This window comes from Rhodobacter sp. P2_H5 (assembly GCF_056403335.1).
On record NZ_JBFUFS010000008.1, the window covers coordinates 198,913 to 225,196 of the forward strand.

20 protein-coding genes and 2 tRNA genes are annotated in these 26,284 nt (G+C 67.1%); 11 read left to right on the plus strand and 11 right to left on the minus strand.

Going from position 1 to position 26,284, the window contains the following annotated elements; all coding sequences use genetic code 11:
- Window positions 1-163: 163 nt before the first annotated feature.
- The 4 genes from AC1DVR_RS13340 to AC1DVR_RS13355 form a co-directional block, all read right to left on the minus strand.
- A complete protein-coding gene (locus AC1DVR_RS13340; RefSeq protein WP_478001071.1) occupies window positions 164-3,439 on the minus strand; it encodes a beta strand repeat-containing protein in 3,276 nt (1,091 codons plus the stop codon).
- Between the two features lie 229 nt (window positions 3,440-3,668).
- Window positions 3,669-3,743, minus strand: a tRNA-Asn gene (locus AC1DVR_RS13345).
- A 183-nt stretch (window positions 3,744-3,926) separates the two neighbouring features.
- Window positions 3,927-4,793, minus strand: a complete 867-nt coding sequence (locus tag AC1DVR_RS13350) for an MBL fold metallo-hydrolase (RefSeq protein ID WP_478001072.1) — start codon at window positions 4,791-4,793, stop codon at window positions 3,927-3,929.
- Window positions 4,794-5,378: 585 nt separating this feature from the next.
- Window positions 5,379-8,027 carry a PAS domain-containing protein gene (locus AC1DVR_RS13355; RefSeq protein WP_478001073.1) on the minus strand — a complete coding sequence of 883 codons (2,649 nt, stop codon included), beginning with the start codon at window positions 8,025-8,027 and terminating at the stop codon, window positions 5,379-5,381.
- Between the two features lie 581 nt (window positions 8,028-8,608).
- Here AC1DVR_RS13355 and AC1DVR_RS13360 point away from each other — a divergent pair.
- From AC1DVR_RS13360 to glpD, 5 genes are all read left to right on the plus strand, one after another.
- Complete coding sequence (locus tag AC1DVR_RS13360) at window positions 8,609-9,577, plus strand: UDP-2,3-diacylglucosamine diphosphatase (RefSeq protein ID WP_478001074.1); 969 nt, start codon at window positions 8,609-8,611, stop codon at window positions 9,575-9,577.
- 34 nt (window positions 9,578-9,611) lie between these two features.
- Window positions 9,612-10,760 carry a glycosyltransferase gene (locus AC1DVR_RS13365; protein WP_478001075.1) on the plus strand — a complete coding sequence of 383 codons (1,149 nt, stop codon included), beginning with the start codon at window positions 9,612-9,614 and terminating at the stop codon, window positions 10,758-10,760.
- Window positions 10,757-11,323, plus strand: coding sequence for a DedA family protein (locus tag AC1DVR_RS13370; RefSeq protein WP_478001076.1), 567 nt, complete (start codon window positions 10,757-10,759; stop codon window positions 11,321-11,323). Before AC1DVR_RS13365 ends, AC1DVR_RS13370 begins: the two co-directional genes overlap by 4 nt.
- Window positions 11,320-11,994: a glycosyltransferase family 2 protein gene (locus tag AC1DVR_RS13375; protein ID WP_478001077.1), complete on the plus strand. Its 675-nt coding sequence runs from the start codon at window positions 11,320-11,322 to the stop codon at window positions 11,992-11,994. Before AC1DVR_RS13370 ends, AC1DVR_RS13375 begins: the two co-directional genes overlap by 4 nt.
- 71 nt (window positions 11,995-12,065) lie before the next feature.
- Window positions 12,066-13,631, plus strand: a complete 1,566-nt coding sequence (gene glpD, locus AC1DVR_RS13380) for a glycerol-3-phosphate dehydrogenase (RefSeq protein ID WP_478001078.1) — start codon at window positions 12,066-12,068, stop codon at window positions 13,629-13,631.
- Between the two features lie 32 nt (window positions 13,632-13,663).
- On the opposite strand, the gene AC1DVR_RS13385 is transcribed toward glpD, so the two are convergent.
- Both AC1DVR_RS13385 and AC1DVR_RS13390 read right to left on the minus strand, forming a co-directional pair.
- Window positions 13,664-13,739: transfer RNA gene (locus AC1DVR_RS13385), tRNA-Thr, on the minus strand.
- Between the two features lie 53 nt (window positions 13,740-13,792).
- Entirely contained in the window at window positions 13,793-15,421 is a 1,629-nt protein-coding gene (locus AC1DVR_RS13390; RefSeq protein WP_478001079.1) for an ABC transporter permease, read from the minus strand.
- 124 nt (window positions 15,422-15,545) lie between these two features.
- On the opposite strand from AC1DVR_RS13390, the gene AC1DVR_RS13395 reads away from it, so the two are divergent.
- Window positions 15,546-16,433 (plus strand): hypothetical protein, encoded by an 888-nt coding sequence (locus tag AC1DVR_RS13395; protein ID WP_478001080.1) that lies wholly within the window; start codon window positions 15,546-15,548, stop codon window positions 16,431-16,433.
- A 102-nt stretch (window positions 16,434-16,535) separates the two neighbouring features.
- On the opposite strand, the gene AC1DVR_RS13400 is transcribed toward AC1DVR_RS13395, so the two are convergent.
- On the minus strand, window positions 16,536-16,790 hold the full coding sequence (locus AC1DVR_RS13400) for a DUF2312 domain-containing protein (RefSeq protein WP_478001081.1): 255 nt from the start codon (window positions 16,788-16,790) through the stop codon (window positions 16,536-16,538).
- 130 nt (window positions 16,791-16,920) lie between these two features.
- Here AC1DVR_RS13400 and AC1DVR_RS13405 point away from each other — a divergent pair, with 130 nt between their 5' ends.
- Window positions 16,921-17,145: a hypothetical protein gene (locus tag AC1DVR_RS13405; protein ID WP_478001082.1), complete on the plus strand. Its 225-nt coding sequence runs from the start codon at window positions 16,921-16,923 to the stop codon at window positions 17,143-17,145.
- Window positions 17,146-17,151: 6 nt separating this feature from the next.
- On the opposite strand, the gene AC1DVR_RS13410 is transcribed toward AC1DVR_RS13405, so the two are convergent.
- The 3 genes from AC1DVR_RS13410 to AC1DVR_RS13420 all read right to left on the minus strand — a co-directional run bounded on the left by AC1DVR_RS13410 (window position 17,152) and on the right by AC1DVR_RS13420 (window position 19,708).
- Complete coding sequence (locus AC1DVR_RS13410) at window positions 17,152-19,041, minus strand: enoyl-CoA hydratase-related protein (protein ID WP_478001083.1); 1,890 nt, start codon at window positions 19,039-19,041, stop codon at window positions 17,152-17,154.
- A 131-nt stretch (window positions 19,042-19,172) separates the two neighbouring features.
- The gene (locus AC1DVR_RS13415; protein ID WP_478001084.1) at window positions 19,173-19,394 is read right to left on the minus strand and encodes a hypothetical protein; all 222 of its coding nucleotides are present in this window, start codon (window positions 19,392-19,394) and stop codon (window positions 19,173-19,175) included.
- On the minus strand, window positions 19,391-19,708 hold the full coding sequence (locus AC1DVR_RS13420; RefSeq protein WP_478001085.1) for a TraR/DksA family transcriptional regulator: 318 nt from the start codon (window positions 19,706-19,708) through the stop codon (window positions 19,391-19,393). Before AC1DVR_RS13420 ends, AC1DVR_RS13415 begins: the two co-directional genes overlap by 4 nt.
- A gap of 161 nt (window positions 19,709-19,869) precedes the next feature.
- Between AC1DVR_RS13420 and AC1DVR_RS13425 the strand changes: the two genes are divergently transcribed.
- From AC1DVR_RS13425 to AC1DVR_RS13440, 4 genes are all read left to right on the plus strand, one after another.
- Window positions 19,870-20,733: an MBL fold metallo-hydrolase gene (locus AC1DVR_RS13425; RefSeq protein WP_478001086.1), complete on the plus strand. Its 864-nt coding sequence runs from the start codon at window positions 19,870-19,872 to the stop codon at window positions 20,731-20,733.
- 67 nt (window positions 20,734-20,800) lie between these two features.
- Window positions 20,801-21,223: a YeeE/YedE family protein gene (locus tag AC1DVR_RS13430; RefSeq protein WP_478001099.1), complete on the plus strand. Its 423-nt coding sequence runs from the start codon at window positions 20,801-20,803 to the stop codon at window positions 21,221-21,223.
- Window position 21,224: 1 nt separating this feature from the next.
- Complete coding sequence (locus AC1DVR_RS13435; protein ID WP_478001087.1) at window positions 21,225-22,088, plus strand: DUF6691 family protein; 864 nt, start codon at window positions 21,225-21,227, stop codon at window positions 22,086-22,088.
- Between the two features lie 246 nt (window positions 22,089-22,334).
- On the plus strand, window positions 22,335-24,107 hold the full coding sequence (locus AC1DVR_RS13440) for a cation:proton antiporter domain-containing protein (RefSeq protein ID WP_478001088.1): 1,773 nt from the start codon (window positions 22,335-22,337) through the stop codon (window positions 24,105-24,107).
- A gap of 12 nt (window positions 24,108-24,119) precedes the next feature.
- Here the strand turns inward: AC1DVR_RS13440 and AC1DVR_RS13445 are convergent, their stop codons facing one another.
- Window positions 24,120-26,153, minus strand: coding sequence for a calcium-binding protein (locus AC1DVR_RS13445; RefSeq protein ID WP_478001089.1), 2,034 nt, complete (start codon window positions 26,151-26,153; stop codon window positions 24,120-24,122).
- Between the last annotated feature and the right edge of the window lie 131 nt (window positions 26,154-26,284).

Below are 26,284 nucleotides of genomic sequence, written 5' to 3' on the forward strand. Positions count from 1 at the left end.
AGGCCGGCATGGCGGGCTCCCTTCGGGGTCCAGAGCGCAGCGTCCGGAGGGGGCCATGACCTGACCCCCGCCCGCTGCGTGCTGCCGCCACAGTGCCGGCCTTGCCGCATCGCGGCATTGATCTGGATCAGACCAAAGCCGCGATGCGCCGGTTTTGCTACGCTTACAGAAGGAAATCGGCCGCCGTATAGGCCGAGGCGAGCACCCCGCCATCGGCGATCAGGATGATGACCTCGAAAGCCGCGTCATTGTCGGTGTTGAGCCGCACCAGCGTGTCGGTGCCGCTGTCGACGACCGACAGCCCGCCCAGGCCGGTCGAACCGAAGATGAAGCTGTCGTTGACGCCCAGACCGCCATCGGCATCGATGTTCGACACATCGATCGTGTCACCCTGGCCCGCGCCCGCGCCTTCGAAATCGTTGATGCGGTCGGGGGTGAGCGGGTCCGATGCGCCAAGGTTGCCGAAGACGAAGATGTCGCGCCCGATGCCGCCGGTCAGCTGGTCGAACCCGCTGCCGCCGTTGATCACATCGGCCCCGGCGCCGCCGTCGATCGAATCGTTGCCACCCAGACCGATCAGCGTGTCATTGCCCTGATCGCCGCGCAGCGAATCCGCCCCGGAACCCGCAGTGATGCTGTCGTTGCCCGCAGCGCCATAGGCATAGATCGTGGCGCTGAAGCCTGCGTTGAAGGTGACCTTGTCGTCGGTCGAGGAGCCCGAGAGCGAGAAGTAGCTCGTCAGCCCCGAGGCCAGATTGACCGCGACCGTGCCGCCGACCGTCAGCTTCACCGCCGCTGACGTGTAGCCCGCCGTATAGCCTTGGACCAGCGAGAAGCCGTTCAGCTGCGCCGCCGTCAGCATCACCGTGCCATTGGCCGCCAGGGTCTCGAAACCGGTGACCTTGGTGCCGGTAATGTCGAAGCCGTTCTCGAAGCGCAGGGTGTCATTGCCCAGACCGCCGTCGAGCCAGGCCGGCAGCGTCTCGGCCACCGACACGAGATCGTTGTCGTTGCCGCCATAGACGCTGTCGCCCATCCGGGCATAAAGCAGGTCGTCGCCAGCGCCGCCGAGGATGGAATCGATGCCGTTGCCGCCGTCGATCGTGTCATTGCCGTTCTGGCCGCTCAGCAGGTCGTTGCCGTTGCCGCCGTCGATGGCGTCGTTGCCGTTGTAGCCATAGAGGCTGTCGTTGCCGTCCTCGCCGCGCAGGCTGTCGTTGCCCGAGGCGGCCAGGAGGCTGTCGTCCCCGCCTCCGACATAGCCATAGATCGTGCCGGTATAGGCCGGGCCGAAGGTCAGCAGATCGGCATCGGTGGAGCCGGTCAGGCCGAAATAGGCGCTCAGCGTCGCGGCCAGGTTGATCGTGGCGGTGCCGCCCTCGGACAGGGTGACGCCGGCGGTGGTATAGGCCGAGCTATAGCCCGAAACCGTGCCGAAAAGACCCAGCTGCGTCGCCGTCATCGTGGCGTTGGAGTTCAGGTTCAGCTGCTCGATCCCGGTGATCGTGGCGCCGGTGATGTCGTAATTGCCCTCAAGGCGCAGGATGTCGAAATTCGCCCCGCCATCCAGCGAGACCGGCGCATTGTCGTTGATCGAGAGGATGTCGTTGTTGGCCCCGCCATAGGCGCTGTCCCAGAAGCGCAGGATCAGAAGGTCGTCGCCATTGCCGCCGTAGAGCGAATCCACTCCCGTGCCGCCGTCGACGGAATCGTTGCCGTTGGCGCCCGACAGCGTGTCGTCGCCATCGTCGCCGCGCAGGCTGTCGTTGCCGCTGGAGGCGAGGATGCTGTCGTTGCCGCCGCCCATCGCCACGTTGACGGCGCCGAGATAGCCGCTGGTGAAGGTCAGGGCATCGGCCTCGGACGAGCCGGTGATCGCGATGTAGTTGGACAGGGTCGAGGCCACGGTGACATTGGCCGCCCCGCCATGGGTCAGGAACAGGGTGGCCGTGGTATAGGCCGCGCTGTAGCCCGCCACCGTGCCGAACTGCGCCAGCTGGTCGGTCGACAGCGAGGTGTTGGCATAAGCGTTCAGCTGCTCGAACCCGGTGAGCGTGGCGCCGGTCAGGTCGAAGCTGCCCTCGAAGCGCAGCGTGTCATTGCCGATGCCGCCATCCAGCGAGGCCGGCACATTGCCGCTGAGCGCAAACATGTCATCGCCGCTGCCGCCGAGCACGGTGTCGCCGGTGCCGAAGATCAGCAGATCGTTGCCCGAGCCGCCATTGATCGAATCCGCCCCGCTGCCGCCGTCGATGGAATCGTCGCCGCCCCAACCCAGAAGCGTGTCGCTGCCGCCCTCGCCCCGGATGCTGTCGGCCCCGGCCGAGGTCGCCACGCTGTCATTGCCGCCGCCCATATAGGCATAGATCTTGGCGTTGAACCCGGCGGCAAAGGTGATCAGATCGGCCTGGGACGAGCCGGTGAGCGAGAAATAATTGCTGAGCGAGACCGAAAGCGTCACATCCGCCGTGCCACCCTGGGTCAGGGTCACCCCGGCGGTGGTGTAATTGGTGTCATAGCCCGAGACCTTGGTGAACTGGTCGAGCTGCGCCGCCGTCATCATGGCATTGCTGCTGGCCAGAAGCTGCTCGATGCCCGAAAGCGTCGCGCCGCTGATGTCATAGGCGCCCTCGAAGCGCAGCAAGTCCACATTGGCCCCGCCGGCGAGGATCGCGGCATTGTTGCCGCCGATCGAAATCAGGTCGTCGCCATTGCCGCCGACGGCGGTATCGGCGCCATAGACCAGCAGCAGGTCATTGCCGTCGCCGCCCACCAACGAATCCGCTCCGGCGCCGCCGTCGATGGAATCATTGCCGCCCAGACCGTTCAGCGTGTCGTTGCCATCCTCGCCGCGAATGGAATCGTTGCCCGCCGCCGTGGTGACCTTGTCGGCGCCGCCGCCCATATAGGCATAGATCGTATGGGTATAGCCGGGGTCGAAGGTGATGCGGTCGGCCACGCCGGAACCGGTCAGCGAGAAGTAGTTGGTCAGCGTCCCCGACAGGACCACCGTCGCCGTGCCGCCGTCGCTGAGGTTGATCCCCGCCGAGGTATAGCCCGAATTATAGCCCGAGATCAGCTGGAAGCTCGCCAGCTGCGCCGTGGTCATCGTCGCCGTGCCGGCAATCCACGCCTGTTGCAGGTTCAGAAGGTTGGTGTTGGAGACGTCATAGCCGCCCTCGAAGCGCAGCACGTTGAAGCCGGTGCCGCCATCCATCTCCGCCGGGCCATCGCCCGCCACGGACAGGATGTCATCGCCGTCACCGCCATAGGCGAGGTCATCGGTGCGGGTGTAGAGGATGTCATTCCCCGTGCCGCCATAAAGCGTGTCGACGCCGCCATAGCCGTCGATCGTGTCGTCACCGCCCAAGCCGCTCAGCAGGTCATCGCCCGCGGTGCCGACGATGTTGTCGTTCAGGTCAGAGATGGAAATCGGCATGAATGTGCCCTCACAAGAAAGTGGTTAAGATGGGTATTGCTAAAATTTGCAGCAGAGTATCAGCGCATTCGATTCGCTTCCAGAGCGATGATCCGGCCCGCGCGGCGCCTTTGTTTCCAAATGTGCACCGTGGCCAGGTCCAGGATCGGCGTCCGGGATCAGATGTGCGGGGGGCTCGGGGGCCAAAGAAAAAGGGGTTAGCGGTTTCCCACTAACCCCTTGATTTTGTTGGCTCCGGCGGTAGGGATCGAACCTACGGCCAGCTGATTAACAGTCAGCTGCTCTACCGCTGAGCTACGCCGGAACATGGGGGTCCTATAGCAAGGGTGTTTGGGGGCGGCAAGGGGGCAGCGCGGGAAAAAATGCGCGAGGCGACAACTTCTTGCCGGAGGAGGACCGGCACGCTGGAAACCGCCGCCCGCCCCTGGTGCAGGCCGGGCGCGGTTTGCCTGTGGCGAGCGACGCGCCGTGGGAGGCATTTCAGGGCTCAGGTCTTGCGGAACCGGGCTTCGGCAAGCGGGCCCTCCACGGCCTGCACTGCGCCCTGGTCGGCGAGGTCGATGAGATGGGCCAGCACATTGCGCGTCGCCGCCGGGATCAGGGCTGCGGGCGTGGTGGTGTAGATGCGCAGGGCCAGGTCGGCCGCCGTCGCCGGACCCTGCTCCAGCGCTGCCAGAACCGCGGCCTCGCGGCCCTGACGGTGGGCGATGAGGCTGGCCAGCCGCGCGGCGGGGTCCTCGACCGGGGCGCCGTGGCCGGGCAGAAACCGCCGCCAGTCGCGCGCGGCCAGCCGGCGCAGGGAACGCATATAGGCCGCCATGTCGCCCTCGGGTGGTGAGACGATGGTGGTCGACCAGCCCATGACGTGATCGCCCGACAGAAGCGTGTCGCCGAGGGCGAGGCTGATATGGCCGCCCATATGGCCGGGGGTGTGGATCACCTCGATCTCCAGCCTGGCGAGGCGCAGCACCTGCCCATCCGTCACAAGGCGGTCGGGGGCAAAGGCGAGGTCGCTGCCCTCGCCCCCGTTCAGCCCCGCCTCGGCCAGATGATGCATCCGGGGCGACAGGCCGGACCGGGCATCGCCGAAGGCCAGAACCTCGGCCCCGGTGAGGGCTGCGATCCGGGGCGCCAGGGCGGAATGGTCGAGATGGGCATGGGTGACGAGGATCGCCTCCAGCTCCTGCCCGTCCAGCGCCTCCATCAGGGCAGCGGCATGTCCGGGCAGGTCCGGCCCGGGATCGACCAGCACGCGGCCCCGGCCCGCAGCCCCCAGCAGATAGCTGTTGGTCCCGGTCCCGGTGAAGCCCCCCGGATTGTCGGCGCGCAGGGTCTGGATCGGCAAAGGGGGCATGGGTCGGCTCCATAAGGAGAAGGAGGAAGGTCGGGCGCACCGCGTGCCCCCGCAGGACAGGATCACCCGGGCGAGGCCCCGGCTCAAGACCGGAAACCGCGCCGGGCCTTCGCTGGACCGTGCTTGTCGGAGCGGCAGGTTGCAGGAACGGGACTCGCGCTGCCACCTCTGGCTGCGCTGCTGGGGAGAAGGAAGGGCTGGGGGCCGTTTGCGCCAGATGCACGGGGCCGCCCCGGAGACGGTCCGCGCAGGACAGGACGCCGCGCGGGGCCTTTTCAGGACCGTGCTTGTCAGAACGGCAGGTCGCGGGAACGGGACTTGGGCTGCCACCTCTGACTCCGCTGCCGAGGAGGAGGAAGGGCTGGGACCGTTTGCGCCGGATGCACAGGATCGCCCGGGAGAAGGTCCGGCGCAGGACAGGAAGCCGCGCCCGGACCTGTCTTTGCGGTGCTGGAGAGAGCGGACCGCCGGAGGAACGCGGCTCTGGCGGCCATGTCTGGCGTCTGTCTCGGGTACCCGTCTCGGACACCCGCTCTTGGCACCCATCTTTGGCACCCGCATCAGCGCCCACCCTTGGCGCCCGTCTCAGGCGCCCGCGCCGGAGTGGCCTCCGGGGGATTGGGTCAGGCCCCAGGGGCTGCCCTCGTGCCGGGGGGGCAGTCGGAAGACCTCTTGCAGCTTTTCGGCCAGATCGCGCAGCTGATAGGGCTTGGCGAGGAACTGCACGCCCTCGTCCAGCCTGCCGTTGTGGATGATCGCGTTCTCGGAATAGCCCGAGGAGAACAGGACCCGCAGGCCGGGAAATTCGCGCAGCGCCTGTTCGGCCAGCTCGCGCCCGCTCAGGGTGCCGGGCATCACCACATCGGTGAACAGAAGCTGGATCTCCGGGCGGGTGCGCAGGAGCGCCAGCGCCGCTTCGCCGGTCTCGGCGGAACTGGCCCGGTAGCCGAGCCGCTCCACCATCGCGGCGACAAAGCGGCGCAATTGCGGGTCATCCTCGACCACCAGCACATGCTGGCCCTGGCCAAGCGCCACCGTTGCGGCGGCCACCGGCGGCGGTGCGGCAAGCTGGCTCTTGCTGCGCGGCAGGAACAGCGAGACGGTGGTGCCGATGTTCAGCTCCGAATAGATCCGCGCATGGCCGCCGGACTGCTTGGCAAAGCCCCAGACCATCGACAGGCCAAGCCCCGACCCCTTGCCGAGCGGTTTGGTGGTGAAGAACGGGTCGAAGGCGCGGGCCAGCACATCCGAGGACATGCCGTGCCCGGTGTCGGTGACGTCGATGCGCAGGAACTCGCCCGGGCGCGCCTCGGGGTCGGTCATCCGGTAGCTGTCGTCGATCACCCAGGGGCGGCTTTCGATCGTGATCCGCCCGCCCTCCGGCATCGCATCGGCGGCATTGACGCAGAGGTTCAGGAGCGCCGCGTTCAGATGGGTCGGGTCGGCCTCGACCAGCCAGAGTTCCGGGGTCATCACGGTGTCGAGCGTGATCCCGGCCGGCAGGGTGCGGCGCAGGAGGGAATCCATCTCGGCGAAGACGGCGGCGATGTCCAAAGGACGCGGCGTCAGCGGCTGCTGGCGGGCGAAGGCCAGAAGCCCCCCGGTCAGGTCGGCGCCGCGCCGCGCCGCCATGGCCACGTTATGCGCCAGATCGCGCTGGGCGGAGCCAAGCGTGGCGTCATTCTCCAGAAGGTCGGCGCTGCCGAGAATGACGGTCAGGAGGTTGTTGAAATCATGCGCCACGCCGCCGGTCAGCTTGCCGATCGCCTCCAGCTTCTGGCTTTGGCGCAGGCGGTCCTGGGCGTCGTATTCCTGGGTGACATCCTCGATCCCGCCGATGACCTGCAGCGCCTGCCCCGCTTCGTCGCGCAGGGCGATCATCCGCTCGCGCACCCGGGCATAGCTGCCATCGGCGCGGGCGAAGCGGTATTCCAACCTTGCATAGCGCTCGCTTCCCGCGACGAACTGCAGAAAATCGTCGCGCGCGCGGTCGCGGTCCTCGGGATGGACCACCGGGTCCCATTTGGACAGCGCGGGCTGCGGGTCGGACCAGTCATGGCCGAAGGTCCTGGCCATCCCGTCCGAATAGCGGAAGGTGCCCGCTGCCACGTCATATTCATAGACCGCGTTGGCCGCGACCTCGACCACGGCATGGAGGCGCTCTTCCTCCTCGTGCAGGGCGGTGACATCGACGATCGAGCCGACGATGCGGATCGGGCGGCGCGCCTCGTCGCGGGTAATCTGGGCGCGGTCGATCACGGAATAGAGCCCGCCCGCAGCGCCCTGCAGCCGGTAGCGGATCTCGTAGCGGGTGGCATCGCCCTGCAGGGCCTGCTCGCGCAGGTGCAGATACCCTGGGCGATCGGCCGGGGCGATCATATCCACCCAGGCGGCGGGATGGCGCGACACCAGCGAGGGGTCATGGCCATAGCGGTTCTTCAGCGCGTCGTTGAGCCAGAGAATCCCGGCCTCGATGTCATGGCTGTAGATCACGTCCTGCGCCGCAGCGGCGGTCTGGCTGAACATCAGCTCGACCCGGCGCAGTTCGGACACATCGGTCAGCGTCGAGATCGAGCGCGCCACAGTCCCGTCGGGACGGCGGAAGAACCGCGCCCGGTCCAGCACGGTGACATAGCTGCCGTCGCCCCTGCGCATGCGGTATTCATCGACCCAACCCTCGTCCGTCCCGGCGCGGGCGGCGTCGTGGCTGAGCTTGATCCGCGGCTGATCGGCGGGATGGACCAGATCGAACCAGCGCTCCAGCACGTCTTCCTGCAGCAGGGGCGCATGGCCGAAGGTCAGGGTGAAGGCCTGGCTCCACCAATGCTCGTTACGGTCGAAGTCTAGGAGGAAGATCACCTCGCGCGTGGCCGAGGTCGCCAGGTTGAAGCGCTCGATCGCCGAGGTATGGGCCGAGATGTCGGTGATCACGCAGAGGTAGCGCGACTGGGCGGCATCGGGCAGGGCAATCGCCGCGCCGAAGATCGACACGGTCAGCATCTGCCCCGAGGCCCGCGACAGCCGGGCCGAGATCTGAAAACGCGGCTGGCGGCGCGCCTCGGCCTCGTAGAGCGTCTGCAGGACATGCACGCGGTCATCGGGATGCAGGAAGGCCGCGAGTTCCGACAGACCCGCCGGCGAGGCCTGCCGGTCCTCCGCCTTCCAGACCCAGCCCGCAGAGGGCTCCACTTCCAGGAGCAGGGGCAGTTCCGAGGCGATGTAATTTCGTGACACGCTACCAACACTCCTCTGACGTGAGGCGTAAAACTCCACCGCAAGAGGCGAGCAGATGCCGCGAGCCTCTCTACCTTGACGCGAAAGGTCGCGCGGCGCAAAGCCGTTCTCGCACGCGCCGCGGGTTTTTTGCAGCCCCGGGTTGCTTGTGCCCTATCCCGGCGGAATCGGGGGTCGGGCGCCCTGCCCCGCAGCGGCGCCGTCCCTGCGCATCCGAAAGGCAGATGGCGTGAAGTTGCGGCAAATGGGGCGGAGGGTGGCGCATTTGCAGGCCACCGGGGGCGGAGGCTAAGCAACCGTCAATGACAGGGCCGGGTGCGGGGTTCAGGATGGGCGCAACACTGCGGGGCGCCCTGTGCCCTTTGCCCTGCCGCCGGCCGGTTATGCCGGCCCGTCCTGCAAGACCCCTACCAGCCTTGGTGCCCAGCCCCGCCGATCACACCGCCCCTGCGAATATCCACCTGTCACACCGCCGTCGCAGACAGATCCTATCAAGACGCCAGAACGGTCCGGCCGCCGCGACGGAAAACAGCGGTCCGGACGTTAAGCCAGGATGGCCCGGCAGCAAAGGAACGGACAAGATGGCACTGCACATGGCCGACTTCCTGCCCAGCGAAGCCCTGCACCTCGCAGCCCTGCCGCTCACCCCGCCGGACCCGCTGCCCCCGCCGGCGCGGCACTTTCCGGTCCTGTTCCTGTCCGACCTGCATCTCGGCTCGCGGGCCTGCCGGGACAAGGCGCTGTTGTCCTTCCTGAACGGCCACACCGCCGAGGTGATCTATCTGGTCGGCGACATCATCGACACCTGGCTGCCGCTTGGCGCGCATTGGACGCCCGAGCAGCACCAGATCCTGGCGCTGCTGTTCGACCGCGCCCGCAAGGGCACCCGGCTGATCTACACGCCGGGCAATCACGACGCCTTCTTCCGCCGCTTCATCGGCCATGAGATGGTCGGCGTCGAGGTGGTGGACCGCATCGTCCACCAGGCCGCCGACGGCACGCGCTACCTTGTGGTGCATGGCGACGAGGGCGATCTCTTCGAACGCGTCTTCCCGCGCCTGTCCCGCATCGGCACCCGGATCGACAACAGCGTGCGCGGGGCGATCGGCTGGCTCAACCGGCAGCGCGCCCGGGTCGGCTGGTCGGAATCGCAGCTGGTCGACCGTCTGGTCAAGGGTTTCAACGACATCGTGCGGTCCTGCGACGCCTTCGAGGAGCGTCTGGCCGACATCGCCCGCGCCCATGGCACCGATGGCATCATCTGCGGCCATTTCCACAAGCCGGCGCTGCATTCCAACCACGGCATCGCCTATGCCAATTGCGGCGACTGGGTGGAAAACACCACCGCCCTGGCCGAGACCGCCAGCGGCCGGCTTCTCTTGATCGACTGGGCCGCCCATGACAGTGCGCGCGACGGCGAGCGCGCGGGCATTGAGGGCGGCTCCGCCCCCGAGCCCGGCTTTGTCCCGGCTTTCGCGCAAAGTTTCGGCCTGGAAATGACCGGGGCCGAGGTGCAAATGGGTTTCGGAGCGCCGCCCAAGCGTATATGAGGCGCACCGACAGACCCTTGCACAGGCTTACCCGATGGGCGGCGCCCTGATCTGGATTCTCCTCTTCGCGGCGCTTTGCCTCGCCTTTCAATGGGCGGGTCTCGCCCTGGCTTTCGTGGCCCTGCACCGCAAACCGGCGGGCGACCCCGGCTTTTTGCCCCCCGTCACCGTGCTGCGCCCGGTCTGCGGGCTGGAGAATTTTCTGGAAGAGACGCTGGAGACCACCTTTCTGGCCGATTACCCGCAGTTCGAGCTGATCTTCTGCGCCGCCGATCCCGCCGACCCGGCCTGCGCGCTGGTGGAACGCCTGATGCAGCGCCATCCGCAGGTCGCAGCCCGCCTGCTGACCGGCGATGACAGGGTGTCGGGCAACCCCAAGCTCAACAACCTGGTGAAGGGCTGGGAGGCGGCGCGCTTTGACCATGTGCTGATGTCGGACAGCAATGTGCTTCTGCCGCCCGACTACCTGCGCCGCTGCATGGCCGAGTTCACGCCCGACACCGGCCTCGTCTCCTCCCCGCCCATCGGCATCCGGCCGGAAGGCTTCTGGGCCCGGGTCGAATGCGCCTTTCTGAACAGCTTTCAGGGACGCTGGCAGCTGGCTTCCTCGGCGCTGGGCAATGGCTTTGCGCAGGGCAAGATGCTGTTCTGGGACGCGAATGTGCTGCGCGCCGCCGGTGGTATCGCGGTTCTGGGGCGTGAGATGGCTGAGGATGTGGCTTCCACCAAAACCGTCCGCGCGGCGGGCAAGGTCGTCCGCCTGCCGGGGCGCTTCTTTGAGCAGCCGATCGGGTCGCGGCAGGGTGGCGTGGTCTGGAGCCGTCAGGTCCGCTGGGCCAAGGTGCGCCGCCTGGGCTTTCTGCCCTATTTCCTGCCCGAGATCCTCGCCGGTTCCGCCCTGCCCTTTCTGGCCGTGCTGATCGCGGCGCTTCTGGGTGCGCCCCTGTGGCTGGTGCCGGGCTTTCTGGTCCTGTGGTATGCCCCGGAATATGCCCTGGCCGCCGCCGCAGGCTGGCCGCGCGGGCCCGCCGATCTCGCCGCCTGGCTCACCCGCGACGCGCTGTTGCCGGCCCTTTGGTGCGCGGCCTGGCGTGGCAACTCCTTTGAATGGCGCGGCAATGCGATGACGGCCGCGCAAGTGAAGGGGTCGCAGCAAGCCGGCTCCGGGGATGCAGACTCATGACCAAGGAAGCCATTCTGGCCCTGATGCAGAATCACGGCCTCTGGCTCGTCGGCCCGATGTCGATCATCGAGGGCCCCATCGTCACCGTGATCGCGGCCTATCTGGCCAAGCTGGGCTACATGACCGTGGTGAGCGTCTATCTGGTCTGCCTCCTGGGCGATCTGGTCGGCGACGGGATGTATTACTGGATCGGCCGCCTTGGCCCGGCGCTTCTGCCCGACCGCTGGCTGAACCGCCTGGGCATGTCGCAGGCGCGCCGCATCGCGCTGGAGGGGCATTTCGCCGAACAGGGCGGGCGCACCCTGCTGATCGGCAAATGGACCCATTCGGCGGGCCTGCCGATCATGCTCGCCTCGGGGGCGGCGCGGATGAACTTCGCCAGCTACATGTGGTACAATCTGGTAGGCTCGATCCCGAAGACCGCCTTTTTCACCGCGATCGGCTGGTTCATCGGTTCGGCCTATACCGCCATCGACACCTGGATCTGGCGCGGCTCGCTGATCCTCATCGTGGCGCTGGCGGTGGTGGTCCTGATCCTCTGGCAAAGGAAGCGGCAAGCATGAGGCTGACCTGCGTCATCCCGGCCTATAACGAGGCGGGCCGCATCGCGGGCGTCCTGCAGGCGGTGCTGGGTCATCCGCTGATCGACGAGGTGCTGGTCATCGACGACGGTTCGGCCGATGCGACCTCTGCCGTCGTCGCGGGCTTTCCGGCGGCGCGGCTGATCACCCTGGCCCAGAACGGCGGCAAGACGGCGGCGCTGGCGCGCGGCTTTGCCGAAACCCGGTCCGAGATCGTGCTTCTGATCGATGCCGATCTGGTCGGCCTGTCGGCGGACCATCTGACCGCGCTGATCGCCCCGGTCAAGGCGGGGCGTGCCGCCATGTCGATCTCGTTGCGCGACAATGCCCCGGGCCTGTGGCGGGCCATCGGGCTTGACTATATCTCGGGCGAGCGCGCCCTGCGCCGCGACCTTCTGACCGGGCAGGACGAGGCTTTGCGCCGCCTGCCCAAGTTCGGCTTCGAGGTTTTCCTCAATTCACTGGTGATCCGAGCCGGGGTGCCCTTGGCCGTGGTGCGACTGCCCGGGGTGAAAAGCCCGCTCAAATCGGCGAAATACGGGGCCTGGGCCGGGATCAAGGGCGATGTCGGCATGATGCGCGACCTGTTCCGCGCCGTGCCGCCCTTGGGCCTTCTGCGCCAGATCGGCGCGATGCGGCGCCTGCGGGTCTGATTGCCCTCGGGGCAAGCCACGCCTTGACCCGCCCTGACACCGCAAGCACACTCGGCAAAAAGGGCAGAGCCATGGACCAGATCAGCGACCTCTTCATCATCGGCGGCGGCATCAACGGCTGCGCCATCGCGCGCGATGCGGTGGGGCGGGGATTGAGCGTCACCCTGGCCGAACAGGGCGATCTGGCGCAGGCGACCTCCTCGGCCTCGACCAAGCTGTTCCACGGCGGCCTGCGCTACCTAGAATATTTCGAATTCCGCCTGGTCCGCGAGGCTCTGGAGGAGCGCGAGACCCTTTTGGCCGCGATGCCCCATATCTCCTGGCCGATGCGCTTCGTGCTGCCCCTGTCGCCCGAGATGCGCTTTGACGGCACCACGCCGACCTCGCGGCTTCTGGGCCTGTTCATGCCCTGGCTGAAGGGGCGGCGGCCTGACTGGCTGATCCGGCTGGGGCTGTTCCTCTATGACCACCTCGGCGGGCGCAAGGTGCTGCCCGGCACCACGGTGCTGGACCTGACCACGGACCCTGCCGGCAAGCCGCTGAAGCCGCAGTACAAGAAGGCCTATGAATATTCCGACTGCTGGGTCGAGGATTCCCGCCTTGTCGCCCTGACCGCCCGTGATGCGGTGCAGCGTGGCGCCCATATCCTGACCCAGACCCGCGTCACCCATGCCGCCCGCGCCGGCGCTTTCTGGGAGGTCACCACCGAAGGCGCCACCGGACGCGAGATCCACCGCGCCCGCGCCGTGGTCAATGCCGCAGGCCCCTTCGTCGGCGCCGTGATGCAGGAGGTCCTGCCCACCACCTCGAAGGAAGGCGTCCGTCTGGTGCGCGGCTCGCATATCGTGGTGCGCAAGCTTTACGACCACGACCGCTGCTATTTCTTTCAAGGTTCAGATGGCCGGATCATCTTCGCCATCCCTTACGAGCAGGATTTCACCCTGATCGGCACCACCGACGCCGACCACAAGGGCAAACCGGGCGAGGTCCGCATCACGCCCGAGGAAGAGGCTTACCTGATCGCCTTCGCCAACCAGTATTTCCGCGAAAGCCTGACGGCAGAGGATGTGGTCTGGACCTATTCCGGCGTCCGGCCCCTTTATGCCGACGGGGCCAAGTCGGCGACGGCGGCGACGCGGGATTATGTCCTCAGCCTCGACAACCCCGGCGGTCAGGCGCCGATCCTGAACATCTTCGGCGGCAAGATCACCACGCATCGCCGCCTGGCCGAACACGCGCTGGACAAGCTCGCCCCCTTCTTTGCCGCGATGAAACCGGCCTGGACCGCCCGCGTCCCCCTGCCCGGCGGCGATTTCCCCCTGAGTGACAAGGCCAAACTGGCCGAGGATCTGCGCGCCGCCCACCCCTACCTGACGCAGCACCACGCCGCCCGCCTGATCCGCGCCTATGGCACCGACGCTTTCCTGATCCTCGGCAACTCGACCACGCCCGAGGCTCTGGGCCAGGATTTCGGCGCCACCCTGACCGAGGCCGAGGTGCGCTGGCTGATGACCCACGAATGCGCCCGCCACGCCAGCGACGTGATCTGGCGCCGCAGCAAACTCGGCCTGCGAATGTCGGCGGCGGAGGTGGAACGGCTGGAAGCCTGGATGCAAGCGGCGGAGGTCCCGGCCTGAGCCCGGTCACCGTTGCGCGACATGTGAAGAAATGGTGCCCCCAGCAGGGATCGAACCCGCGACCCCCTGATTACAAATCAGGTGCTCTACCATCTGAGCTATAGAGGCTTGCGGGCTGACATAGCGGCGAAACGGCTTTGGTGCAAGTCCCCGAAACGCGCTCAGGAGCGGGAGGAGCGCGCCATCACGGCCACGGCGACGAGGCTCACGGCGATGACCAGAAGGGCGGCGGGGGCGGCCTCGCCGATCTTTTCCAGGCTCGCGAGGTCATAGGCGCGGGTCGAGAGGGTGTTGAAGTTGAAGGGCCGCAGCATCAGCGTGGCGGGCAGTTCCTTGACGCAATCGACAAAGACCATCAGGAGCGCGGTGCTGACCGAGCCGCGCATCAGGGGCAGATAGACCCGGCTCAGAACCCCGCCCGAGGTTTGGCCCAGGGACCGCGCCGCCATCGGCAGCGAGGGCGAGACCCGGCCGAAAGCCGCATCCACAGCACCTTGCGCGATGCCGAAGAAGCGCACGCCGTAAGCCAGGACCAGCGCCGCCGAGGTACCGGTCAGCAGAAGGCCGGGGTCATGGCCGGTCAGCGCCAGGATGCCATCGGCCAGCCGGTGGTCAAGCGCGGCCAAGGGGATCAGAATGCCCACGGCCAGCACAGCACCCGGGGCGGCATAGCCAAGCGCGGTCAGCGGCAGGACAAATCGCGCCAGCCTGCGCCCGGAGAGCCGCAAGCCATGGACCAGAAAGGTCGCCGCCGCCACTGTCAGCACGGCGGCGAGGCTGCCCACCACCAGCGTATTGACCACCGCCCGCCCGAGCCCCGGCGCAAGCCAGACCTGCGGCTTTTGCACCGCATGGCCCGCCATCACCGCCACCGGCAGCAGGAACCCCATCGCAAAGGGCACGAGGCAGAGGCCAAGCGCCAGCGTCCCGCGCCAGCCGCCCAAGGCCAGGGGCGCCACGGGCCGCACCGCGCGGGACGGCTTGTGAAAGCGCGCGTTGCGCCGGCTGGCGCGCTCGATCAGGATCAGGCCGAGGATCAGGACCAGGATCACCCCGGCCAGCTGCGCCGCCCCGCCGGCATTGTCGCCGTTGAGCCAGGTCGAGAAGACCCCGGTCGTCAGGGTCTGCACCGCGAAATGCTGGACCGCGCCGAAATCGGCCACCGTCTCCATCAGGACCAGCGCCATGCCGACTGCGATGGCGGGTCGCGCCAAGGGCAGGCCGACGCGCCAGAACAGGCCGAAGGGCCCGGCGCCGAGGGCGCGGGCCACCTCGTAGGTGCCGCCCGATTGCTCGCGAAAGGCGGCGCGGGCCAGAAGGTAGACGTAAGGATAATAGGCCGCCGACAGCACGACGATGGCGAAACCCAGCGAATGGACCTCGGGGAAGGCATAGTCCTTGGCCGATTTCCACCCCATGGCCAGCCGTAGACCCACCTGCAAAGGCCCGGAGTAATCGAGGAAATCGACCAAGGCATAGGCCCCGATATAGGCCGGAATCGCCAGCGGAAACAAAAGCGCCTGATCAAGCAACCCGCGGCCCGGAAAGCGGTACATCACGACCAGCCAGGCCGCCCCCGTCCCCATCGCCGCCGCAAGCACGCCCACGCCCCCGGCGAGGATCAGCGTATTGGCCAGGTAGCGCGGCAGGACGGTGGCCATCAGATGCGGCCAGATGTTCTCGGTCGGGTGAAACGCCAGCCAGACCACGGCCAGCACCGGCGCCACCACCACCACCCCGATCGCCAGCGCGCCCAGCGACCACAGGTCGGGCAGGACGATCCGCTGCATGAAAGAAGGCTTTGCCTGAGCGTTTTGCTGGGTCATAACCGGCTGTTAACGGAAACGTGTTTCCCTGTCCAGAAAACCCCGTATATTCACCGCCAAAGAACAAAAGGCCGGGCAGGATATCAGCATGCGGATTGTCTACCACCTTGGTGCGCATTGCACTGATGACGAGCGCCTGCTGCGCTGCCTGTTGAAGAACCGGGGCGCGCTGGCCGCGCAGGGCATCGTGGTGCCGGGGCCGACGCGCTACCGCCACCTGATGCGCGACACGGCCATTGCGCTGAACGGTCAGGCGGCCTCGCCCGATACGCAAAGCATGGTGCTGGACCAGATCATGGAGGAGGACCAGGCCGAGCGGCTGATCCTGTCCTGGGACAATTTCCTGTCCTTTCTGCCCTGGGTCATCGACGGCGGGCTGTACCCGGCGGCGGGCGATCGGACCCGGGCCTTCGCGCAGATCTTCCCGCAGACGGCGGCGGAATTTCACCTTGCGATCCGCAATCCGGCAAGCTTCCTGCCCGCGATCTATGACAAGCAGAAGACCATGAAGGGCGGCAAGCCGCGCTTCGAGGATTTCCTGAAGGGCATCGACCTCTTCACCCTGCGCTGGTCCGAGGTGATCGAGAAGATCCGCGCCCAGAACCCCGCGGCGAGCCTGACCGTCTGGTGCGACGAGGATACGCCGCTGATCTGGCCCGAGGTGCTGCAAGCCGTCGCGGGCCACGCGCCCGGCACCGTGCTGGAGGACGAGAACGACCTTCTGGCCACCCTGATGCCACCCGAGGGGATGAAGCGGATGCAGGCCTATATCGACACCCACCCCGTCACCTCGGTCGCGCTGCGGCGGCGGATCGTTTCGGCCTTCCTCGACAAGTTCGCCCTGCCCGAGAAGATCAATGTCGAGGTCGAGATCCCCGGCTGGACCGCCGAAACGGTGGAGCAGCTGACCCAGGCCTATCTCTCCGACGTGGCCCGGATCGCAGTAATTCCCGGCGTGCGGCTGATCGCGCCCTGACGGGCCCTCCGGCACTGGCGCCCGGCGCAACGCGGCCCGCTGCAAAAGAAAAGGCCGGCCCGAGGGGGCCGACCGGGATGCTTTGGTTCGGGCTGCGGGCCCTCAGCTCATGCCGAGGGCGGCCTTGTAGACCTCGAGCACCGCGTCTTCTTCGGCCAGCTCGTCGGGCTTGCGCTTGCGCAGGGCGAGGATCTTGCGCAGGACCTTGGTGTCATAACCGCGGCCCTTGGCCTCGGCCATCACTTCCTTCAGCTGCTCGGCCAGATCCTTCTTTTCGGATTCGAGCTGTTCGAGACGTTCGATGAACTGGCGGAGTTCGTCGGCGGTGACGGAATAGGCGTCGATGGGAGCGGACATGGGCTTGCCTCGTGCAGGATGTTTGGCGCCCTCCCTATCCCACGGCGCGGGCGGGGTGCAAGACTGGACAGGCGCGCGGGAAGAAGCTAGGCGGCGGGACACCTGATGTGCAACCGAAAGAGGCCCTTGGATGAATGCAGCGATCTTGGCAGGCTTGATCTGGGGCGGCGCCGCCGTGGCCTTGCTGGGCGTGGCGGGTCTGGTGGCCTGCGGTGTGGCCTCGATGCGGGCGCGCGGCATGGCGCCGGACGCGGCCCGCGCGGTGATGCAGAAGGTCGTGGTCTGGAACCTCGCCGCGATGGGGGTCAGCGTGCTGGGGCTGGCAGCCCTGGCGACCGGGCTGGTGCTGCGCTGACCTGCGTTACCCCTGATCGAGGTCGGCGAACTTCTGCCCCTCGCTGATCAGATCGTCCAGCACCTGCGCCACGGCAAAGACCGGGGCGGCGAGCTTGCGCAGATCGGCGCGCAGGACCAGAAGGCCGCGCTGATCGGCGAGGAACATCGGCCCGCCCTGCCAGCGCGGGAAAAGGCCGGACAGCAGCGCCACCGCGTCGATGTCGCAGGGCCTGCGGGCGCGGCCGTCCTGCAGCATCCGCGCGCCTTCCGCCGCCAGCGCCGCAAGGCAGGTCTGCACGATCGGCTGGCCGCCGCGCGGCATGGCCGGCAAATGGCGCAGCGCCCCCGCGCCAAGACCAAAGGCCCGCAGCGCCGCCGCGATTGCCTCGGGCGTCTGGCCCTGCGCCTGCAGCGCCTGTTCGGCATCCTCCAGGGCGAGCCGCAGGCCGAGTTCGATCGGCCCGCCCGGCCCCGCCGTCACCACCCGCCAGCTGAGCCGCCGTCCCAGAGCCACCAGCCGCAGGACCAGATCCGGCGTGGCGGTGGAGTCAAACGACAGTTCGGCCAAGCCCCCCGGCGCCTCGGGCACCGTCAGCCCGGCACCGCAGAGGTCGCCCGACGCCGCCACCGCCCCCATCACCGCGCAGGGCAGATTCTCCGGCAGGGCGGAGATTGGCGTCTCCGCCGGCGTTTCAGTCTCATCCAGGGCGCGGGCAATCTCCTCGGGGGCGAGGAAGACCAGATCCAGACCCGCCAGCGCCTCGGGCGTCCGGGCCGAGGACAGCCGGGCCCAGGCGGCATCGCGCAGATCCTCGGTGATCTGGCCTGCGGCCACGGCCTGATCCTGCTTGGCGGCGATCCGGCCCAGCGTGTCAGCCAGTCGCGGCCGGTCCGCATCGCACAGCGTGACCTTCATCCCGGCGCCCAAAGCCTGCAGCGCCAGATCGGCGGCGGGATCTTCGGCGCCCAGAATGCCCAGAGTCTCGACCACGGGCAGGCTGCGCCCGGCCACCAGCGGCGGCACCTGCAAGGCGCGGCGTTCGGCGAGGAAGGCATGCTGCAGGCCCTTGGCCTGCGGGCTGGCGGCCAGATCCTCAAAAGCGGCGGCCTCCATCGCAAGGCCCATCGCAAAGGGCAGAAGCGCCGAAGCCTCGACACAGTCGATGATGCGGGCCGGGGCCGGCAGCGGATTTGCGGCACCGGGCAGCACCGCGTCGGGCTTCAGCGCGGCGCGGGCGGCGGCGACGGCGGTCTGATGGCCCGGCATGTCGCGCAGCTGAAGGCCCGAGGTCGGGCGCAAAGGCAGCCCTTCCTGCGCCATGGCCAGCGCCGCCTCGCCGAGGTTTTCGGGGACCACGCGGTCGATGAGACCAAGCGCCAGCGCCTCCGGCGCGCGGATCGGCAGGCCGACGAGCAGCAGCCGCAGCGCCTGTTCCGCCCCGATCAGCCGTGGCAGGCGCTGGGTGGTGCCGGCGCCGGGCAGAAGGCCAAGCCCCACCTCGGGCAGGCCCAGCAGGGTCGCGGCATGGGCAATGCGGTAATGCGCGGCCAACGCGAGTTCACAGCCGTCGCCAAGCGCCGAGCCATGCAGCGCCGCGATGACCGGTTTGGGAAAATCCTCGATCCGCAGGCAAAGGCGGGCGAGTTCGGCGCGCCGCGCCGCCTGCCCGGCGTCGCGGATCTCGGCACCGGCGGAAAAGCCGCGCCCCTCGCCGCGCAGGATGACGGCATGAATCTCGGGATCGGCGGCCACCTTGTCGAGCGCCTGCAACAGCGCCTGCTGCAAGGCGCCGGTCAGGGTGTTGACCGGCGGATGCGTCATGACCAGCACGGCGACCGCGCCGATCCGATCCAGCCGCATCACGCCCGCTTCCCCCGCCGTCGCACCATCCGAGGCCAAACCCGTTTCCTGCACCTTGTCCCCCTGCGCCGCTCCGGCTCTGCAAGCGGCCCCCACGCGTAATGCATGGCGGCCCCTTGCCTCCCGGCCTTATTCAAGAGCCAAAGCCCGCGACTTGTCCATGGGTCAAGGGGAGGAAGCGGGCCTTAAATCGGCATGTTGTCAAAGCCCGCTTCGACGCGCGCCTCGCGCTCGCGCTCTGCGGCGTCGGTCTGGGGCTCGGAGGTGCCGCCGAACAGCACGGCCAGACCCTCCATCTCGGCCTTGAGGGCGGCCAGCCCGGCGGCCTCGGCGGCAACCGCCGCTTCGGTCCATTCGCCCATCAGGGCGGCGGCGGCGACAAGCGGAGAGGCATCAGGATGTTTCATGTCGCGTGCTCCTTGCAAAACGGGGTGTAGGGCAGAAGATCAAGCCGCGCCTCGGCGATGCGTTCGCCGCAGATCTGGCACAGGCCGTAGTCGCCGGTCTCGATCCGCCCGAGCGCCGCATGGATGGCGCGCAATTCGGCCTGGGCTTCCAGACCCATGCCCTCCGCCACTTCGTCATCTTCACGTTCGGTGGCAAGCTCCTCCCAATCGGTCTCCTGATGGGAATCGAGGCTTTCAACGATGTCACCGAGCCGGGCCTGAAGTTCGCGGGCCCGGGTCTCCAGCTGGTCTTTGCGTGCGGCGATGGATTTCATGGTCTTCTCCCTGATCAACGGTTCTGCACCAGAACCGACGCGGCGCGCCTTGATTCACATCAAATCAACCGCCATCCGCGTCGGGTGATCTTACACATGCAACGCGAGCGATATATGCTGATCGGCGTTCACCCCGCAGTTTCCCTACAGTGAGGTCTGCCATGCATCCCAGCGTTCAAGCCTTTTTCGACGAGGCCACCAATACCGCGACCTATGTGGTGACGGAACCAGAGGGCAAGGCCTGCGCGATCATCGATTCCGTCCTCGACTTCGACTATGCCTCGGGGCGCACCGACACCCGCGCCGCCGATCAGGTCATCGCCTATATCCGCGCGCAGGGCCTGCGGCTGGAATGGATCCTGGAAACCCATGTCCATGCTGACCACCTGTCGGCCGCGCCCTATCTGCAAGAGGCCTTGGGCGGCAAGCTGGGCATCGGCGACCGGATCACCGTGGTGCAGGAGACCTTCGGCAAGGTCTTCAACGAGGGCACCCGCTTTGCCCGCGACGGCTCGCAGTTCGACCATCTGTTCAAGGATGGCGACAGCGTGATGATCGGCCAGATGCGCTGCGATGCGCTGCACACGCCGGGCCATACCCCGGCCTGCATGACCTTTGTCATCGGGGATGCGGCATTCGTCGGCGATACGCTCTTCATGCCCGACTATGGCACGGCACGCTGCGACTTTCCCGGCGGCTCGGCTGCGGTGATGTATGACAGCATCCAGCGCATCCTGACCCTGCCGGAGGAGACCCGGATCTTCGTCTGCCACGACTACAAGGCGCCGGGCCGCGAGGATTTTGCCTGGGAGACCACGGTGGGCGCCCAGAAGGCACTGAACAAGCATGTCGGCGCCGGCCGCCCCAAGGCCGAGTTCGTCGCGATGCGCGAGGCGCGCGATGCGACCTTGGCCATGCCGCGCCTGATCATCCCCTCCTTGCAAGTCAACATGCGGGCGGGTCAGATGCCCGAACCCGAGGACAACGGCCTGTCCTATCTGAAAGTGCCCCTCAACGGACTTTGACGGCACGGGCTGTGACGGTGCGGGCGTGACGGTGCGGCGCTGCCGCAGGAAGGATGACCACAGGATGATGTATGGGGATTGGCTCTGGGGCTTTGCCGGAGGGCTTTTGATCGGCACGGCCGCCGCGGCCTATTTGCTGCTCAATGGCCGGATCATGGGGATCTCGGGGATCTTCGGCGGGCTGGTCGATGGCAGCGGCTGGGGCGACTGGCGCGGCGCGCTGGCCTTTGTGGCGGGGCTGGTGGCGCTGCCCTGGGCCGTGTCGCGCCTGATGCCTGCGGCCACCCATCTGACCGGCAATCTTTGGGTCATCGTGGCGGGCGGGCTCTTGGTCGGGGTGGGCACCCGGCTCGCCAATGGCTGCACCTCGGGGCATGGGGTCTGCGGCATGGCCCGGCTGTCGTGGCGGTCGATCGTGGCCACCGGGGTCTACCTGCTGGCGGGCGGCCTCACCATGGCGCTGCTGCGCCATGTGCTGGAGGTGCTCTGACATGGCGCGGCTTCTGATCTGCCTGATTTGCGGTGGCGTCTTCGGGTTGGGGCTGCTGATCTCCGGCATGACCGACACCTTGAAGGTGCAGGGCTGGCTCGATGTCTTCGGCGATTGGGATCCGACGCTGGCCTTCGTGCTGGGCGGGGCGATCCTGCCGATGGCGCTGGCCTGGCGGGTGGCGGCGCGGCGCAGGGTCTCGGCCTTGGGCTTTGCCCTGCCCGGCCCGCCCGGAACCGAGATCGGGCCTGACCTGATCCTGGGCTCGCTTCTCTTCGGCGCGGGCTGGGCCCTGGCCGGGCTTTGCCCCGGCCCCGCCCTCGCCTCGCTCGGCTTTGGCGGCGGCGGTGGTCTGGTCTTTCTTCTCGCCATGGCCGCAGGTATGCTCGCCACACCCTTTCTGCGCGCCCGGTTCACGGACGCCCCCACGCTCAGGAGCACCATGGACATTCGCGCCATCACCCCGACCTATGCCGTCTCGCCGCAGATCACCCTGGCCGATCTGCCCGCGATCAAGGCGGCAGGCTTCACCACCGTGATCGACAACCGCCCCGATGGCGAGATCCCGCCCGCCGTCCAGACCGCCGCGATGAAGGCCGCCGCCGAGGCGCTTGGCCTGACCTTCGTGGTCAACCCGGTCCTGCCCGGCGATTTCTCCGACAAGGTGCTGAGCACGCAACGCGCCGCCATCGAGGCCTCCACCGGCCCGGTCTTCGCCTATTGCGCCTCGGGCAACCGCTGTTCCTGCGTCTGGGCGCTGGCCTATGCCGGCACGCGGCCCGCAGACGAACTGATCGGCCTGCCGGCGCGGTACGGCTATAATCTCGAGCCCCTGCGCGACCGGATCGAAGCTGCGGGCGCATAAGCCGCGCGCTTTCCGCCTCTCGATTTTTCGGCGAAAAATCGACTCTGCACCCTCGCCCCGATTTTTCGTCGAAAAATCGCCTCTGCACTCACAACGATTTTTCGCCGAAAAATCGACTCTGGCCTCACGACGATTTTTCGMCGAAAAATCGACCTTGCGCCGGGGATTTGCCCGCGCAGGGTTGACCTCGTTGCGTTGATGCAAGACCCTGTTGCCATAGCAAAATCCTCAACAATTGGAGCGGGCGTGGCAGCAGCGATCGACATTCAGACCTATAGTGACGTTTTGGTGGTACTGGGCACGGCGGGAGTCGTCGTTCCCCTGGCAAGGCGCTGGGGGCTCAGCCCGGTTCTGGGCTATCTGGCAGCAGGGGCCATTCTGGGGCCTCTGGGCCTCGGCTCGCTGATCGCGCAGTTTCCGGTCTTGTACTGGATCACCGTGGTCGATGACCATAACGTCTCGAGCATCGGCGAACTGGGGGTGGTGTTCCTTCTGTTCCTGATCGGGATGGAGCTGTCGTACGAACGCTTGAAAACCATGCGGCGCCTGGTCTTTGGTCTGGGCGGCTTGCAGGTCCTTCTATCAACGCTGGCGATTTCGGCGGTGGCGGCCCTGGCGGGGCTGGCTCCCGGAGTCGCGGTCATCGTCGGCGGCTGTCTGGCGCTGTCCTCCACCGCCATCGTGATCGAGGTTCTTTCGGCACAGGGCCGCCTGTCCGCCGGTTCCGGCCGGGCGAGTTTCGCCGTGCTTCTGGCGCAGGACCTTGCCGTCATCCCGCTTCTGCTGTTCGTGACCATCCTGGCGGGCGGGGCGCATGGTTCGGTGACCATGAGCCTCGTCTATGCGCTGATGAACGCCGCCATCGCGGTGGGCGGCATCGTGCTGGTCGGTCGCCTTGCCTTCCGCCCGATCTTCCGCCTCGTCGCCAGCACCGGCACCGGTGAACTTTTCGTCGCCACCACGCTTTTCGTCATCATCGGCACCGGGGTTGCGGCGGCGCTGGCCGGCATGTCGATGGCGCTCGGCGCCTTTGTGGCGGGCCTGCTGCTCGCCGAGACCGAGTTCCGCAAGGCGATCGAATCCACCATCGGCCCGTTCAAGGGCCTGCTTCTGGGCCTGTTCTTCTTCTCGATCGGCATGAAGATGGACCTGCGCGAGGTCATGGCGCAGCCGCTTTGGCTGCTCGGGGCGGTCGTGGCGCTGATCGGCGTCAAGACCGCGATCCTGACCGGGCTTGGCCGCTACTTCCGCCTGTCCTGGCCCGCAGCCCTGGAAGCCGCCCTGCCCCTTGGCCCCGGCGGCGAGTTCGCCTTCGTCGGCATCGGCATGGCCTCGGCTCTCGGGCTGATCGGGGCGGAGGCGTCCAGTTTCATCCTGACAGTCACCTCGATCACCATGGCGCTGATCCCGGCTCTGGCCTATCTCGGGCGCAGGCTGGCGGTGAAACTGCCCGAAGCCAGGCCCCTCGACCCCGAACTTCTGGTCCGCCCCGAAGTCACCTCCGGCGAGGACGGGCATGGCCACAGCATCGTCATCGGCTATGGCCGCGTCGGTCAGGTGGTCTGCGCCATGCTGGAGGAGCACAACCTTCCCTATATCGCGGTCGACAACGACATGCGCGCCGTGCCCACGCATCGGCGCAATGGCAGCTCGCTCTACTACGGCGACGCCACCGACCCGGTGTTTCTGGAGCATTGCGGTCTGGCCGAGGCCAAGGCGGTCATCGTCACCGTCTCGGTCGCCAAGGAGATCGACGCGATCGTCTCCCATGTCCGCACGCTGCGGCCTGATGTGCTGATCGTCTCGCGCGCCAAGGATGCCTCGCATGCCGAGCATCTTTACACCGTGGGCGTGACCAATGCAGTGCCCGAAACCATCGAGGCGAGCCTGCAGCTGTCCGAGGCGGCCCTGCTGGGGCTGGGGCGGGCGACCGGGCTGGTCATCGCCTCGATCCACGAAAAGCGCGATGTGTTCCGCAAGCAGCTGCAAGAGGCGGCGCGGAGCCGGGCACGGGCCTGACCCAACGGCGGGTCAGAGCAGCGTGATCATCTGACCCGTGTTGGCATCCAGCAGCTGCAAGGCCTCCAGCGCGCCTGCGTCCTTCAGCTGCCAGATTATCGGCCCCTCGGCGCCAAGCCGGATCACCAGATCCGGCGTGGCCTCGTCGCCGAGGCCATGAACCGCCCGGATCTCGACCTGGAAGGCGTCGCGCGTCACCGGAGTGGCGCCGTCAAACACCAGATAGTCCCCCTCGGCCGCCGAAAAGTCGTTGATCACATCCGAGCCGCGGTCGGCGGTGCGGAAGACAAAGCCATCGGCTCCGGCGCCGCCCCACAGCCGGTCGGCGCTGTCGCCGCCGGCGATCAGGTCGTCGCCATCGCCGCCATAGATGAAATCGCCATTGGCCTTGCCGTCGATCACATCATTGTCGGCCCCGCCGTAAAGCACATCGCGCCCGACGCCGCCCAGGATGCGGTCCTGCCCGTCGCCGCCCGAGATGCTGTCATTGCCCGAGCCGCCAAACAGCGTGTCATTCCCCGCCATCCCGTCAATCGCATCGCTGGAGGCGAGGGAATCGATCCGGTCATCGCCCGACAGGCCCTGCATCCGGTCGGCCCGGATGCTGCCCATGGTGAATTTCGCCAGGTCGAATTCCAGCACCAGCGTCTCATGCGCGTTGAGGTATTGCGCCATCTGCCCTGACGCGACCAGCGCCGCGATATCCGCCGGGGTCAGCTTGATCGCCGCATCCGCCTCTTCCCAGGGCTGCAGCCCTGTGACGCCCTTGTAGGCGCCATCCGCCGTGGTGCCATCGACCTGGATCAGCCGCGCCGAGGTGATCTCGTAACGGTCCATATAGGCCGAAAGATCCATCTTCACCCGCATGCCCTGGTCGATCAGCGACGAGACGAAGACCACCGCATGGCCATGGCCGGAAAAGGCGTGGATGTCGAAATTGTCGGAATGGACCGGAACCTCGGTGGCCTTGGTGCCCACCAGATCCTGCGACATGATCTGGAACAGCACGCCCGCCGCCTGCAGCTCGCCATGGTAATCGCCCAGGCTGGTTGCATTGTACATGGTGGACCAGAAATCCAGCTGATCCACCCCGCCCTTGACGAAACTGGTGAACATTTCCAGCATGACGGGAATTTGCTGCAGCCCGTAGTTCGCGCTATCGCGGTAATTGACATTCCATTCGGAATAGATCGTATCCAGATTGTGCCCGGTCAGGCTGGACCATTCCTGCATCATGCTGAGCGAGTAACCAATCGAATTGGCGATATTGGTATAGGTGTGGTAATTCTCCTCACCGGGGTTCTTGCCCTCCCAGTAGTAGAAATGGTCGGTCACGGCGGTGATGGCCGACAGTTCCTCGGCGTCGAACTGGGCCATGACGGTGTGGTTGCGCGAGGCGAGATCGGTCAGCGAGAAGGTCCCGCCCGCGCTTTGGCCCCAGACCTGGACGGCGACCTCCGGCTTGGTGGCGTCGTGGCCGGGATGGGCATTAAAGTATTTCTCGATCTCCTGATGGACGATCAGGCCGACGGCGCTGGCGACCTTGCCATATTCCGAAGCGAGCATGAAGGTCGCGTATTCATTGCCAAGTTCAAAGGTTTCAATGCCTTCCGGCCCGGCCTTTTCCAGCAGGTGGTGAACGTAATCGCGCACGAGTCCGGCCTTGGACACATCGAAATCCCGCACGCCGATGCGGCCTTCGGTCAGAAGCTGGGCTACCGGCAGGTTGATCGTGGCCTTGGTCTGGGTGGCGGCGCAGTAGTCCAGAAAGGCATCCGGCGTGATCAGTTGCAGGATGTTGCCATTGGCCGCGACGGCCGAGGTCGCGTTGGGAGCGGCATAGTCGAACAGTTGTTCGGACATGGTGCCACCCGGAAAGCGGACGGAATGCGAGCCCACCGCACTCTGGATCTCGTCGAACTTCTCCCAGGGCTGGGAGCCGAAGCGTTCATAACCCAGGACGATGTTCATCCCGAAATGCGCCGCGGTGATTTCGCTGCCTTTGCCCGCAAGCGGGGCGACGATGATCGAGTCGGTGATGGTCATGGCTGCACCCGTCGGTCTGGTTCGACAGGGGCCAATCTCGATCAGCGGCCCGCGGAGGGCGTGGCGCAATTGTGGCGGGGATCCGGCTTAAATCTAGATTTGAGACGATCTCCATTTGCTGCGTGTTTTAG

What these genes read in the sequence shown, in the direction of transcription:
- AC1DVR_RS13430 (WP_478001099.1), top strand. Translation starts at nt 20,801, where the DNA reads ATGTATGGGGATTGGCTCTGGGGCTTTGCCGGAGGGCTTTTGATCGGC.
- AC1DVR_RS13365 (WP_478001075.1), top strand. Translation starts at nt 9,612, where the DNA reads ATGGGCGGCGCCCTGATCTGGATTCTCCTCTTCGCGGCGCTTTGCCTC.
- AC1DVR_RS13400 (WP_478001081.1), bottom strand. Translation starts at nt 16,790, where the DNA reads ATGTCCGCTCCCATCGACGCCTATTCCGTCACCGCCGACGAACTCCGC.
- glpD (WP_478001078.1), top strand. Translation starts at nt 12,066, where the DNA reads ATGGACCAGATCAGCGACCTCTTCATCATCGGCGGCGGCATCAACGGC.
- AC1DVR_RS13370 (WP_478001076.1), top strand. Translation starts at nt 10,757, where the DNA reads ATGACCAAGGAAGCCATTCTGGCCCTGATGCAGAATCACGGCCTCTGG.
- AC1DVR_RS13425 (WP_478001086.1), top strand. Translation starts at nt 19,870, where the DNA reads ATGCATCCCAGCGTTCAAGCCTTTTTCGACGAGGCCACCAATACCGCG.
- AC1DVR_RS13360 (WP_478001074.1), top strand. Translation starts at nt 8,609, where the DNA reads ATGGCACTGCACATGGCCGACTTCCTGCCCAGCGAAGCCCTGCACCTC.
- AC1DVR_RS13350 (WP_478001072.1), bottom strand. Translation starts at nt 4,793, where the DNA reads ATGCCCCCTTTGCCGATCCAGACCCTGCGCGCCGACAATCCGGGGGGC.
- AC1DVR_RS13390 (WP_478001079.1), bottom strand. Translation starts at nt 15,421, where the DNA reads ATGCAGCGGATCGTCCTGCCCGACCTGTGGTCGCTGGGCGCGCTGGCG.
- AC1DVR_RS13420 (WP_478001085.1), bottom strand. Translation starts at nt 19,708, where the DNA reads ATGAAATCCATCGCCGCACGCAAAGACCAGCTGGAGACCCGGGCCCGC.
- AC1DVR_RS13405 (WP_478001082.1), top strand. Translation starts at nt 16,921, where the DNA reads ATGAATGCAGCGATCTTGGCAGGCTTGATCTGGGGCGGCGCCGCCGTG.
- AC1DVR_RS13340 (WP_478001071.1), bottom strand. Translation starts at nt 3,439, where the DNA reads ATGCCGATTTCCATCTCTGACCTGAACGACAACATCGTCGGCACCGCG.
- AC1DVR_RS13395 (WP_478001080.1), top strand. Translation starts at nt 15,546, where the DNA reads ATGCGGATTGTCTACCACCTTGGTGCGCATTGCACTGATGACGAGCGC.
- AC1DVR_RS13415 (WP_478001084.1), bottom strand. Translation starts at nt 19,394, where the DNA reads ATGAAACATCCTGATGCCTCTCCGCTTGTCGCCGCCGCCGCCCTGATG.
- AC1DVR_RS13435 (WP_478001087.1), top strand. Translation starts at nt 21,225, where the DNA reads ATGGCGCGGCTTCTGATCTGCCTGATTTGCGGTGGCGTCTTCGGGTTG.
- AC1DVR_RS13375 (WP_478001077.1), top strand. Translation starts at nt 11,320, where the DNA reads ATGAGGCTGACCTGCGTCATCCCGGCCTATAACGAGGCGGGCCGCATC.
- AC1DVR_RS13445 (WP_478001089.1), bottom strand. Translation starts at nt 26,153, where the DNA reads ATGACCATCACCGACTCGATCATCGTCGCCCCGCTTGCGGGCAAAGGC.